The sequence below is a fragment of the Gemmatimonadaceae bacterium genome, from assembly GCA_019752115.1.
Lineage (GTDB): Bacteria > Gemmatimonadota > Gemmatimonadetes > Gemmatimonadales > Gemmatimonadaceae > Gemmatimonas.
This window is the reverse complement of the sequence record JAIEMN010000050.1, coordinates 1-12984: the sequence shown is the minus strand read 5'-3', so window position 1 is coordinate 12984 and position 12984 is coordinate 1. Positions and strand designations below refer to the sequence as shown.

The window sequence follows — 12984 nt, the reverse complement described above, 5'->3', positions numbered from 1 at the left end:
CGGTCGTGCTCGCGGTGCTGGTGTGGCTGCTCGCCGCGTGCGAAGCACCACACCAAACCGGCAAACCGGCGCCGCAGAGCGGCGCCGAGCGCACCCTGGTCGTGATCAACCGCCGCAGCCCGGCGAGCGACACGGTGGGGCGCTACTACATCGCGCAGCGGCGTATTCCTCCCGAAAATGTCGTGACGATCGACGTGCCGGTCGGCGACGAGATTGGCGAGATCGACTTTCAGACGGGGATCGTGCGCCCGGTGCGCGCGGTGATCGAGTCGCTGCCACATCGGGTGGACTTCATCCTGCTCACCACCGGTGTCCCCATTCGCGTGGCGCGCAAGAACGGCTACAGTGTGGATGCGCTGCTGGCAGGGATGAATCTCCCGATCCCGCCCATGGTGGGGCTCGATACGGCGTGGATCCGGCAGTATCGCAATCCGTACTACAACGCGCGCGGCCCGTTCAACAGCGACGCGTACGGCATGTTCCTCGTGACGCGTCTCGACTGTGATGTCGTGGCCAATTGTCTCGCGTTGGTCGATCGGGCCACCGCGGCCCGGTCGGTGGGCGGGCCCTTCTACTTCGATGCGGCCCCGCTGCGACGCGGAAACGATGGCTACGCCGAGATGAACGCGCGGCTCTACGCCGCCGCATTCGGTGTACGCTTGCTGGGCTACGTCTCGCAGATCGACTCGAGCGAACGCTTTGTGGCCCCCGCCGGACCGGTCATGGGCTACGTGAGCTGGGGGAGCAACGACAGCCACTTCGACAGCACGGCCTATCACGCCGTGCGTTTCCTCCCCGGGGCGCTCGCCGAAACGTTTGTCTCCACCAGCGCGCGGACCTTTGGCCCGGTCACCGGTGGCCAGAGCCGCATCGTGGATCTCATCGCGCAGGGCGTGACCGGTGTGAAGGGCTATGTGAGCGAGCCGTATACCTACGCGCTCGCGAAGCCGGAGATCCTCTTCGACCGCTACCTTCGCGGGGCGACGCTCGCCGAGGCGTTCTACGCGGCGTCGCCGATGATTCTCTGGAAGGACCTGATCATCGGCGACCCGCTCTGTGCCCCCTACGGACCGGGCGCAGCGGTGCCGTAGTCAGATCAAAGAAAAAACTCGTCGGGGGATCGGGGAAACGGGGAGGATCGTGCTGTCCGCACGGCCCTCCCCGTTCCCCCGGTATCCCCGACGAGTTTTTCGCTGTCGGAGCCTATTGATCGGCGCCTAGATCTCGCCCCGCTTCGACGCCTGCGCGATGTAGCTGCCGGCCCGGAACCCAAGCGCGAAGATGGTGCCGGTCGGCTGCCCGCGAGTGGACGTGACGAGCGAACTGCCGTCCACGATGAACAGATTCTTCACATCGTGCGAGCGGTTGTTCTTGTCCACGACGCTGCGCTGCGGGTCGTTGCCCATGCGCGCCGTGCCGAGCAGATGCACGTTCCCCTTCTGCGGCTGCATGGGGAACTTCCATGTCTCCTTGGCACCGGCCGCCTCGAGAATCTCCTGCGCCTTGGTGAGCTGGAACTCGGCGAACTTGAGATCGTCGGGGTGATCGGTGTACGTCACCCGCAGCGCCGGCACGCCCCATGCGTCCTTGAGGGTGGGGTCGAGGTCCACGGTGTTGGTCGGCATCGGCACCGACGTGGCGTGCGAGCTCACGACCATGTAGCGCGGATAGTTGTGATGCACCGCGCGCGCCCACGCCGCGCCCCACTGCGGCGTCTTGGGCCCCACCGATTCGAGGGCGCCGATCATGGGCGAGACACTCCCCCACCGCGCGTCCATGCCGCCACCGCCGTAGAAGCCACGCTTCGGGTCGGCGTCGTAGAAATCCCAGAGCGCGCGCGTCACCATGGGGCCCTTGAACTCATTCAGCAGTTCGTCGAACACGCCGCTCACGGTGGCGTACGTGTTGAACATCAGATGCTTGCCTACCATGCCGCTGGAGTTCGCGAGGCCCTGGGGGAAGCGGTTCGACTTGCTGTTGAGGAGCAGGCGCGGCGTCTCCGAACCGTTCGCGGAAAGCACCACGCACTTGGCCTTCTGGAAGACTTCCTTCCCGTTCGCGTCGAAGTACACGACGCCCGTGGCGCGTCCGGCTTCGTTGACTTCGATCTTGCGCACGTAGCTGTTGGCGCGCACTTCACAGCGGCCGCTCATCTCGGCCTGACGCAGCGTGACGGCCATGGAGCCGCCCTTGGCGCCATACTCGCACCCGTAGCCCAGGCACGCGCCGCACGCCTGGCAGGGGACGCGATTGCCGTACGGACGGCTGATAATCGCCATCGGGCTCGGGAACGGATGGAGCCCCAGCTTGCGCGCGCCGCGCTCGAAGAGCACACCGGAGCTCTTCACCGGAATCGGCGGCAGTGGATAGGGCGCGGAACGGCGCGGTTCGAAGGGGTTCTGCGTGTGATCGCCACTCACGCCGAGTACGCGCTCAGCGCGCGTGTACCACGGCTCCATGTCGTCGTACGTGATGGGCCAGTCGGCAAAGCCGGAGCCGGGGATGTCGCCCCACGTGGTGCGCTCGTTGAAATCCACCGGACGCAGCCGCCAGAAGTTGGCGGTCCAGTGCAGCGACGACCCGCCCACGGTGCGCGCGTACATCAACCCGCTGTCAAAGCCACCGGTCACCGGCGTGGTCGGCGCGCTGGCATTCGGACGATAGCTCTGCGGGATCTTCTTCAGATCATTTGTCATCTCGCCGGCGAGGAAGATGCGCGCATCGTCGTGCGTGAAGTCCTTCTCGGTGCGATGCGGCCCCGCTTCGAGCACCAGCACGCTGACGCCGGCGCGGGCGAGTTCCCAGGCCACTGACCCACCGGCGGCACCGGAGCCGATGATGACAACGTCCACCTCGTCGGTCGGGCGGAACTTCCTGGTGGGCGTGCCGGCTGGGCGGGCGGGAATCGTGAGCGGCGTGGTGCGCGGCCCGTCGGTGGGCTTCTTCGCATTGGCCTCGCGATCGTAGAAGCCGTAGGGCGGTATCCACGTCGGCGCGTGTTGATGGCCGATGGCTTTCCATCCTTCGCCGTTCGCGTTGCCGCCGTGCACGGGATCGGACACGAAGCCGAACTTGGCCGCGGTGGTCAGCAGGCCAAACCACTCGCTCTTTTCCGCGTCGGTGAGCACGGCATCCTGTTGTGCGGTGCTCAGCGTGCTGAAGGTCGCGCCACTCTGCAGCTTGGCGGCGGCCGCGTCCACCGCCTGGAGGGCGCCCACCATCGGCGCCTTGAAGTCGGCGAGCAGCGTGTCGAGTGTGCGATCGAGGAAGCGTGCGACATTGGCACGCGCCGCGCCGGCGCGACCGTCCACTGACGGAATGATGCGATCGACCACGGCGGCGAGCGTCTTCAGCTGATCGGCCGTGAGGGCTCCGGCGAGTTCCGGCGACTGCGCCAGGGCCTGATGGACGCCGACCACGGCGTCCAGGCCAAGGGCGAGGAAGGCGCCGGCAAGCGCCGCGCCTCCGGTGGTCGCAAGAAAGTCCCGGCGGGAGCGAACGTCAGACATGGAAGCCTTGGGCTGAGGGTGACCTCCTTCAACCTCCCGCCAACTGGTGCGTTTGGCAAATGGGGGCCACCAATTGCCGTCAGGGTTACGGTGGCCTCATGCGGGGCTCACATTCCTCCGGTCCCTTTCCCCTTTCTGATCGCCATGCGTCGACCCCTCCCCACGCTCGCGCTCGCCAGCGCGCTGACCGTTGCGGTGCTGCCCTGGGCTTCCGCTCAGGCCCAGTCCCCCTTCGATGGACTCACCTTCCGATCGGTGGGCCCCGCCGTGATGGGCGGCCGCATCCACGATGTGGAGGTCGATCCCAAGGATCCGTCCACGATCTACGTGGCAGCGGCCGGCGGCGGCGTCTGGAAGACGACGAACCACGGCATCCTCTGGACGCCGATCTTCGACGAGACCGGCGAGAACTCCTTTGGGGACCTCGCCATCTTCGCCGGCGACACGAAAATCGTGTGGGCCGGCACCGGTGAGCAGAACAACCGACAGAGCAGCACGTGGGGCGGCGGTGTGTACCGCTCCACGGACGGCGGCGCGACGTGGAAATACGTCGGGCTCCGCGAAACGGCGAGCATTGCCCGCGTGTTGCTGCACCCGACCGACCCGAACATCGCGTGGGTCGCGGCGGCCGGAAATCTCTGGAAGCCCACGAGTGAGCGCGGCGTGTACAAGACCACCGACGCCGGCGCGACGTGGACCAAGGTGCTCGCCGCCGACTCGGTCACGGGCGCGAACGAGATCCTCATCGATCCGCGCAATCCGCAGGTCCTCTACGCCAGCCTGTACTCGCGCCTGCGCTCGAGCTTTGGCTTCAACGGCGGCGGCGCGGGGAGTGGACTCTTCAAGAGCACCGACGGCGGCGCGACCTGGAACAAGATCGAGAACGGCTTCCCCGCCGGCGACAAGGGGCGCATCGGTCTCTCCATCGCGATGTCCAAGCCCGACGTGCTCGTGGCCACGGTGGAGCACGCCACCGGCAGCGGCACGTATCGCACCGAAGACGGCGGCGCGACGTGGAAGCGCATGAGCGGGACGAACCCGCGCCCGATGTACTTCTCGCACCCCACCATCGATCCCAACAACGATCAGCGGGTGTGGATGATGGGCGTGCAGCCCAGCAAGAGCGAGAATGGCGGCGCCACCTTCGAGCCGATGCCCAACTCGCCCACGTACGACCTGGGGCTCAAGGACGACCACCACTCGCTCTGGATCGATCCGCGTGACTCGCGCCACGTGCTCCTCGGCGGCGACGGTGGGCTGCACGAAAGCTGGGACCTGGGCTACACCTACGCGCGCCTCAACAACTTTGCGATTGGGCAGTTCTATCGCGTCGCGGTGGACGATCGCGATCCGTACTGGATTTACGGCGGCATGCAGGACGCGCACTCGTGGATGGGGCCGAGCGCCACGACGCACTGGCTCGGCATCCTGAATCAGGACTGGCTGCAGATCGGCTTTTCCGACGGCACCGGGCAGGCGGTGGACCTCAAGGGGCACCGCTACGTCTACAGCACCTCCAGCGGCGGTAACATCACGCGCGTGGATGTGATCACCGGCGATCGCTGGGACATTCAGCCGGTCGCGCCGAGCGGGGAGAGCTATCGCTTTGACTGGACCGCGCCGGTGGTGGCCTCGAAGCACAAGGCCGGTACGGTGTATCTCGGCGCGAACAAGCTGCTCACCTCGCGCGACTTCGGTAGCACGTGGACGGCGAGTGGCGATCTCACCAAGGCGCTCAACCGCGACACGCTGGTGATGGCCGGCGTGAAGAACAGCGACATTCGCCTATCGCGCAACGACGGCGAAACGAACTTCAGCGAGATCACCACGATCGCCGAACATCCGGTGTCGCCGCTCGTGCTCTGGGTCGGCACCGATGACGGCAATATCCAGGTGAGCAAGGACGGCGGCAAGACGTTCACCGAGGTCGGCAAGAACATCGCGGGCGTGCCGGCACTGTCGTTCGTGGATCGCATCGTGGCGAGCGCCGCCTCACCGGGCACCGCCTACGCCACGATCGAGAATCACCGCATCGGCGACTTCACGCCGTACATCTTCAAGACCACCGACTTTGGTGCGACGTGGACCAAGGTCACCGACGGGCTCCCGAACGGACTGCCGGTGCGGTCGATCGCCGAGTTCCCGGGCGTGCCGCAGGTGCTCCTCGCCGGGACCGAACGGTTCCTGTACTACACGATGGACGCCGGCGCGCACTGGACGCAGCTCAAGGCGAACCTCCCGCCGACGCGCTACGACGACATCGTGATTCACCCGCGCACGAAGGACATCGTGCTGGCCACCCATGGCCGCTCGATCTGGGTGCTCGATGACGCGACGCCGCTCGTGAAGTGGGCCGCCACCGCGAGCGCGGCGGCGCCGGCCAAGGCGACGTTGTTCCCCGTGCGGCAGGCCACGCTCACGCTCTATCGTGCCGATGTGTCCACCGCCGCGCATGCGTTCTTCGCCGCTGAGAATCCGGCCGAAGGCGCGACCTTCACGTACTTCCTGCCGAAGGCGGTGGACACCGTGCGCTTCACGGTCACCAACGCCGCCGGCAAGACGGTGCGCACCTTCACCGCACCGGCCAAGGCCGGGCTCGTGCAGCGCGCGAGCTGGGATCTCCGCTGGCCGGCGCCCACCGGCGGCTTCGGGGGCTTTGGCGGCGGTGGTGAAGAGGCTGGCGGTCCGCCGGCGGCACCGGCGGGTGGTGGCACGCGCGCTGCCGGCGGGGCCGGTCGTCGCCCCGCGCTGCCGATTCCGGCGCACGACATCGGCCCGCGCGGCTTCCATGTGGCGCCGGGAACGTTCACCGTCACGATGATCGCGGGCAGCGATACCGCGAAGCAGACGTTCAGCGTGCGCGGCGATCCATCGAGCGATGTCACGCTGCTCGAGCACAAGGCGCGCGAAGCGTTCCTGGTGGAGGCCACCGAGGTGTCGGCCAAGCTGACCGCCGCGACGACCGCGTTCCGCGCCAAGCTGCAGGGCGCCACGGGCGCTGAGCAGCAGAAGCTGCAGGCGGTGGCGCAGAAGCTCGGGTTGGCGCCGGCGGCGGGCGGGCGTGGTGGTCGTGGCGGGCGCGGCGGCCCCGGGGCGGGGCTGCAGGCGGCGATCGGCGGCTACTACGGCAGCGGTGTGCGGCAGGCGTCGATGAAGGGCCCGACGGGCACGCATCTGCAGCAGCTCGCCGCGGCAAAGGCGGCGCTGGCCACCCTGCAGGCGGCGCTCAAGTAGCGCCTGGGGGCCCCGGTCGAAACAGCCGCCGGGTTCGAACCGTAGATATCGCCATGGTCCTCCTCGGCAATATCCTCTGGTTCGTGCTCGGCGGCTTTTTCTCGTGGCTCGGCTGGGTGATCGCGGGTGGCATTCTGGCGATCACGATCGTCGGGCTGCCGTGGGCATACGCGGCGTTCCGCATTGCCGGCTTCGCCGCCTTCCCGTTCGGCAAGACGCTGGTGGATGCACGGAGCGTCGGCGAGCAGATCATTCCCGGTACGGGGATCGCGAACGTCCTCTGGCTGCTCTTTGCCGGCGTGTGGCTGTGGCTCGCGCATGTGGTGGCCGGCATTGGCTGCTGCCTGACCATCATCGGCATCCCGTTCGGCCTCGCGCATTTCCGGCTGGCGAGCGTGAGTCTCGCGCCGCTGGGCAAGCGCGTGCAGCACACGGCGTAACACGTCCTTCGCCTTATTGGGTCATCGCATCACATGCAGGTCGATATCGTCGCATCCGCCGCGCTCACAGCCACGCAGCGCGACGCCGTGGTGGCACTGTGTACGGCCGCCTATGAGGAACCGTTCGCGGCCTATCTCACCGACATCGGCCCTGGCGTGCATCTCCTGGGGACGGTCGATGGCCAGCTGGTGTCGCACCTGATGTGGGTGCCGCGCACGCTCTATCTCGACGGTGGCCGCCCGTTGGAGACGGCCTATGTGGAAGCCGTGGCCACGCAGCCCGCGGAGCAGGGAAAGGGCTACGCGACGCGCCTGATGCGTGCCGTGCCGGCGCTGGTGGAGGCGTTTGATCTGGCCGCGCTCTCGCCGAGCGACGAGGCCTGGTACGCCCGGCTCGGCTGGGAGATGTGGCGCGGACCGCTCTCGGTACGCGACGCCGGCGGCGTCGTGGAGACGCCCGATGAAGAGGTGATGATCCTGCGGTTACCCAAGACGCCGGCCGGACTCAATGTGAGTGCCCCGCTGGCCTGCGACTGGCGGCCGGGCGAGGTGTGGTAGGCGCCTGATCGCGCGGGCGCGCGGCGCGTTAGTTTGGGCGCATTCCACGCTTCACGCTCGAACAGCTCCAGCAGCGCGCCTCCACGCACCTCCCCGCCTACCTCGGCATTCGCATCACGCACATCGCCGAGGGCGAGCTGCACGCCGAGTTCACGGTGCGCCACGAACTCACGGCGGTGAACAGCTATCTGCACGCCGGCGCGATCGTGAGTCTCGCTGATACCGCCGCCGGCTTCGGGTGCATCGCGCATCTCCCCGAAGGCGCCGAGAACTTCACGACGATCGAGCTCAAGACCAACCATGTGAGCACGGCGCGCGAGGGCGTGGTGCAGTGCGTGGCTACGCTGGTGCACGCCGGTCGCAGCACGCAGGTGTGGGATGCGACCGTGACGCACGCGGACACGGGGAAGGTGATCGCGTACTATCGGTGTACGCAGATGATTTTGTGGCCGCGGGGGTAGCGGCTCACGACGCGAGCAGCCGCTGCGCCTCGCGAATGAGATCCTCGCCCCGGAACGGCTTGGCCAGGACCACGTCCGGACGGTCGTTCACCTCGACCGAGTGCACGATCTCTTCCGAGTACCCGGTCATCAGCATGATCGCGATGGTCGGCTGCCGCTGACGGGCGGCGCGCATCAGATCGATGCCGCTCATGCCGGGCATGACGACATCGGTGATCAGCAGCGAGTACGCCGCATCGGCGCGCGAGAGCTGGGTCAGCGCGTCTTCGGCCGTCGCACACTCGGTCACCTGCCACCCGGCGCTGCCCAGCGTGCGCGCCACCACGCGACGAATGGCCGGCTCGTCTTCGCATACGATCGCATGCGAAGACGGCACGTCGGGTGTCCAGCTGCTCGCGATCGTTTCGGCTGCCGCCACCGTGAGTGGCAAGGTGGTCCGGGGAAACCACATGCTGAACGTCGTCCCCAAGCCGGGCGCGCTGGCGACGCTGACGGCGCCGCCAGCCTTCTGCATGATGGCCTTCACCGTGGCGAGACCGAGGCCGTTCCCTTGCGCGCCCTTCGTGGTGTAGAACGGGTCGAAGATGTTCGAGATGACCTCGACGGGGATCCCCGCGCCCTCGTCGCTGATGTCGAGCCGGACATAATCGCCCGCCGGGATCCCCAGACGCGCCCCCGCCGCGGCGGCGAAGGTCTCCCGATACGATGCGAGCCGCACGGTGCCGCCATTCGGCATGGCATCGCGCGCATTGGTTACGAGATTGAGCAGAAGCTGTTCGAACTGACCGCGATCGACGGCGATGCGCCAGTCGCCGTCGGCGAAGTCGGTCGTGAGCACTGCATCCTCCTGCAGCACCCGTCGCAGCATGTCGAGCGTGCGCCGCGCTTCGCTCTGCAGCTCGGTGACAATCGGCTCGATGGGCTGCGCACGAGAGAACGCCAGCAGCTGGGCGGAGAGGCGTTTGGTCCGCTCCACGGTCAGTTCGATCTCGTCGAAGGCCCCGCGCGCCGCGTCTGAGCCGCGCGTGAGGCGCCGGAGCGCGAACACCTGGCCCAGAATCACGGTCATCAGGTTGTTCACATCATGCACGATGCCGCCGGCGACGCGACCGATCGTTTCGAGTCGACTCACGCGTTCGCGCTCGGCGGCCTCGCGTTCCTGTTGGATGAGGTCGGTGGCGGACGCCACGGCACCCACCACGTCGCCCTGGCTGTTGCGCATCGGCTCATAGCGCATTTCCACGCGCGTCTCGGCGTTGGGCTCGAGCACAGCAACGTGCACTTCACCGGCCAACGCGTTCGTCCACCCGCGGGTCCGTCGCTCCAGGACATCCGGCGACTCCTGTACCGCCTCGAGGGGATCCAGGCCACTGCGGAGACCGACGCCGGAGGACGCGCGAAACATCTGATCGGCGCTGGGGCTGAACCCGACGACGCGACGGCTGAGGTCAACGGCGACGACGGGGGTGGTCGTGGTGTCGAGAAACGATTGGAAGCGCTGCGACGACTCCCGGAGCTCCTGCAGCACGGCGGCAAAGCCCACCAGTGGAATGGCGAGCGCGCCGACATACAGCTCGACGGCCACGAAGCGTGGGATGCCCGCGGCTCGGGTAGCGGCGAAGGGGCCGATGCCGTCGGCGGTGAAGCCGATCAGCAGCACCATGACGATGACGCCCGCCCACGCGGTGGTCCCCACGCCGAAGCGATAGCCGATGTACAGCATGAGCGGGACCACGGCGAGACTGATCGGCGGGGTGATGCCGGCGACATTCGGTTGCTGCACGGCGATCGTGGCGGCCACGATCAGGATCGTCAATACCGCCCCGCCGTATGCGATTTCGCTGGCCGGTGTCCGCCGCGCGCGGATCACGGCGTCGCGCAGCACCCAGATGGCTGGCCCGACCGTCAGAATCATGATCACTTCGGGCACGTACCAGTGCACGAACTCCGTCCACAGACTCCCGCCGTGGTTGAGCTGCAGCAGGACCGCCGCCACGACCGACACCGTTGGCGTGATCACCAGTGCAATGAGCCCACCAAACCGTACCAGCCACGAGGCGCGTTCGAACGACGGGCGTTCGCGAATGACCCGGAGGACGAGCAGCGCCCCTCCCCAATCACCGAGGAGACGCACCCCCATCCCCACGAGCGGCGGCGCGGCCTGGGCATCGGGGACGAGCCAGTAGGCTGTCGCATTTGCCAGCAACGTGGTGATGGCCACGAGCGAGCGGCCGCCGGTGGGGGCGCCGAGAATCATGACCAATCCCACCGCCGCCGCCGGCGAGAGGCCCGTGCGCTGCCCGATCTGCGCCGTGACGGCCAGCGACACGCCCTGAATCAGCGTGAAGAGCGCATAGGTCGCGGCGAGATAGCCCGGGAGCGCGAGTTCGCGGTCGGGGTGCGAGGGCACCGTGGGAGCGAGAGAACGCAAGGGGCGACGGGAGAGAGGACGCGCGTACTCTTTTCAACCTGACGATGTCTGACGACTCACACAAGCGAGTGTGACACGCACTCGATGAACGCGACGACATCTCGTGGCGCGCTACACGATCCTCGCCGCGGTCGCTTGCCGCCGTACGAGGCGATAGAGCGGTCAGCCCGCCGCCGTCAGCACGGCGCCCCAGCCAACGGCCGCACCACCAGCACCAACGATCGCCCAGATCGCGAAGAGGGTAGCCAGCACGGCGGTGATGAGCAGGCCGCCCGTGGGCGGAATGCGCGATTGCATGGCGAACCGCAGCGCCGCCAGCGGAATAAGCAGATACAAAATGAGGATCGTCGCCGTGGACAGCAGCAACGCGAAGGTAAACACGTTGGTGAAGCGGTCACTCGCATTGAGCGCGATCACCACGCTGGTGAGCACCGAGCTCACCACCAGCGCATGACTGGCGGCACCATGTCGATTGCGACGACCCCACCACAACGGGAGCTCACCCGACTCGGCGAGCCCCGCCGGGATCTCGGCGGAGAGCAGCACCCAGCCATTCAGACATCCGAAGGCGCTGATGGCCACCGAGAGGGACACGAGGGCGCCCGCCAGCACCCCGAGACTCGGCGCCAGAAAGTCCACCAGCGGCGCCTTCGACGACGCGAGCTGCGCCGAAGGCAGCAACGCGATGATGGTGAGCGACAGCGCCGTATTGGCGAGCCCGGAAAACAGCGTGCCGAACATGGTGGCGCGCGGGATCACCTTCTCCGGATTCTCGACCGTACTGGCCGGCACCGCGGCAGACTCGAGCCCGGTCATCGCGTACAACGTGAGCGTCGCCGTGGCGGTCGCGGTGCCGAGCGTGAACTGCGATGCCGAGAACGGGAGCAGGGCGGGCGGGTGGGCCCCATTCATCAGCAGAATGCCGACGAAGATCGTCGCGATGAACGGCCACGCCTTGAGGATGGTGGTGATCAGCTGCAGCGAGCCTGCTGATCGCGGCCCACGCCAGTTGACCCAGGTCAGCATCCAGAGCGCCGCGATCGATGCGGCGGAGGTCGCGGGCTTCGATACGGTCAACCCGGGGATGAGCGAACCGAGATAGTTGACCCCGGCGATGGCGATCACCGCGTTGGCCACCCAGACGGAGATCCAGTAGCCCCATGCATTGAGGAAACCGACGTCGCCGCCGAAGGCGAGGCGCACGATTCCCATCGCTCCGCCGCTGTCGGGCAACCGACGCGACAGCACAGACAGGACCCAGGCGAGCGAGAGCGCGCCGATCAGGGTGATCGTCCACCCCACAACACTGCCCCACCCGTACGGCGCCAGGGAGGTCGGCAGCACAAAGACGCCGACGCCGATGATGTTGCCGACCACGAGTGCGGTGGCCGTCCACGGTCCCAGCTTGTGCGACGGCGTATCGGCAGGCAGCGTCATGGAACGAACATACCGCCGAACACGGACCTTGGTGTGTGAAACCCGAAATCCCCTGCCGATGGCCTGGCTTGCCCTGACCCGTGCCGTGAGCCCCACGCTTGCGGACTGTGAACTGACGCATCTCGACCGCACGCCCATCGACGTGGCGCGCGCCGAGGCGCAGCATGCCGCGTACGAGCAGGCGCTGCGATCACTGGGCTGCGACGTCCGCCGCGTGCCCGCCGCGCCGGAGAATCCAGATGCGGTCTTCATCGAAGACACGGCGGTGGTGCTCGACGAGCTGGCGGTGATCACCCGCCCGGGCGCAGAAAGTCGCCGGTCGGAGTTGGAGCCGGTCGCCGAGGTGCTGGCCACGCTGCGGCCGCTGCATCGCCTCGAAGCGCCCGGCACGCTCGATGGCGGCGACGTGATGGTGGTGGGGAGCACGATCTTCGTGGGGCGCACGCTGCGCACTAACGACGACGGCATCGCGCAACTCCGCGCCGCGGTGGCGCCATTCGGCTACCGGGTCATCGCGGTGGAGGTGACTGGCTGTCTCCACCTCAAGAGCGCGGTCACCGCACTCGACACTGACACGGTGCTGTGCAACCCGGCGTGGGTCGATCCCGCCGCGTTCGCCCCGAAGGCCGCGGCATTGGTCGCCGACGATGAGCCCAACGCCGCCAACGTCGTGCGCGTGGGGGAGCGACTGCTTGCCGCCGAAGGCTATCCGCGCACGAACGCGATGCTGCGGGCGCGCGGGTATTCGGTGACGACGGTCCCGGCGGATGAGCTGGCGAAGGCGGAGGGGGCGGTTACTTGTTGTTCGCTGATTGTGCGGGTGGGATGATATGAACTGCGTATACGTGGGGTGGAGTTGACCCGATTTCGTGGACTAGTTCCTCACCCTAGGTTGGAGCGGGAGGCAGTTCATG

General features: G+C 67.5%; 9 protein-coding genes. 6 read left to right on the top strand and 3 right to left on the bottom strand.

Annotated elements, in window-relative coordinates; all coding sequences use genetic code 11:
- Positions 1–5: 5 nt before the first annotated feature.
- Positions 6–1091: a TIGR03790 family protein gene (locus K2R93_19050; GenBank protein ID MBY0491947.1), complete on the top strand. Its 1086-nt coding sequence runs from the start codon at positions 6–8 to the stop codon at positions 1089–1091.
- 126 nt (positions 1092–1217) lie between these two features.
- Here K2R93_19050 and K2R93_19045 read toward each other — a convergent pair whose 3' ends face one another.
- Positions 1218–3509, bottom strand: coding sequence for an FAD-dependent oxidoreductase (locus K2R93_19045; protein ID MBY0491946.1), 2292 nt, complete (start codon positions 3507–3509; stop codon positions 1218–1220).
- Between the two features lie 144 nt (positions 3510–3653).
- On the opposite strand from K2R93_19045, the gene K2R93_19040 reads away from it, so the two are divergent.
- Genes K2R93_19040 through K2R93_19025 form a run of 4 tightly spaced genes read left to right on the top strand, consistent with a single transcriptional unit; the run spans position 3654 to position 8202 of the window.
- Positions 3654–6743, top strand: a complete 3090-nt coding sequence (locus tag K2R93_19040; GenBank protein MBY0491945.1) for a hypothetical protein — start codon at positions 3654–3656, stop codon at positions 6741–6743.
- 53 nt (positions 6744–6796) lie between these two features.
- Entirely contained in the window at positions 6797–7183 is a 387-nt protein-coding gene (locus tag K2R93_19035; GenBank protein MBY0491944.1) for a YccF domain-containing protein, read from the top strand.
- A gap of 33 nt (positions 7184–7216) precedes the next feature.
- Positions 7217–7741 (top strand): GNAT family N-acetyltransferase, encoded by a 525-nt coding sequence (locus K2R93_19030; protein MBY0491943.1) that lies wholly within the window; start codon positions 7217–7219, stop codon positions 7739–7741.
- A gap of 41 nt (positions 7742–7782) precedes the next feature.
- Positions 7783–8202, top strand: coding sequence for a PaaI family thioesterase (locus tag K2R93_19025; protein MBY0491942.1), 420 nt, complete (start codon positions 7783–7785; stop codon positions 8200–8202).
- A gap of 4 nt (positions 8203–8206) precedes the next feature.
- Here K2R93_19025 and K2R93_19020 read toward each other — a convergent pair whose 3' ends face one another.
- Positions 8207–10633, bottom strand: a complete 2427-nt coding sequence (locus K2R93_19020) for a response regulator (GenBank protein ID MBY0491941.1) — start codon at positions 10631–10633, stop codon at positions 8207–8209.
- Between the two features lie 162 nt (positions 10634–10795).
- Positions 10796–12070, bottom strand: coding sequence for an amino acid permease (locus tag K2R93_19015; protein MBY0491940.1), 1275 nt, complete (start codon positions 12068–12070; stop codon positions 10796–10798).
- Positions 12071–12128: 58 nt separating this feature from the next.
- On the opposite strand from K2R93_19015, the gene K2R93_19010 reads away from it, so the two are divergent.
- Complete coding sequence (locus K2R93_19010) at positions 12129–12899, top strand: N(G),N(G)-dimethylarginine dimethylaminohydrolase (protein MBY0491939.1); 771 nt, start codon at positions 12129–12131, stop codon at positions 12897–12899.
- Positions 12900–12984 lie beyond the last annotated feature (85 nt).

Coding starts and splice junctions, on each gene's coding strand:
- K2R93_19045 (MBY0491946.1), bottom strand. CDS start 3,509: ATGTCTGACGTTCGCTCCCGCCGGGACTTTCTTGCGACCACCGGAGGC.
- K2R93_19040 (MBY0491945.1), top strand. CDS start 3,654: ATGCGTCGACCCCTCCCCACGCTCGCGCTCGCCAGCGCGCTGACCGTT.
- K2R93_19035 (MBY0491944.1), top strand. CDS start 6,797: ATGGTCCTCCTCGGCAATATCCTCTGGTTCGTGCTCGGCGGCTTTTTC.
- K2R93_19030 (MBY0491943.1), top strand. CDS start 7,217: ATGCAGGTCGATATCGTCGCATCCGCCGCGCTCACAGCCACGCAGCGC.
- K2R93_19015 (MBY0491940.1), bottom strand. CDS start 12,070: ATGACGCTGCCTGCCGATACGCCGTCGCACAAGCTGGGACCGTGGACG.
- K2R93_19010 (MBY0491939.1), top strand. CDS start 12,129: ATGGCCTGGCTTGCCCTGACCCGTGCCGTGAGCCCCACGCTTGCGGAC.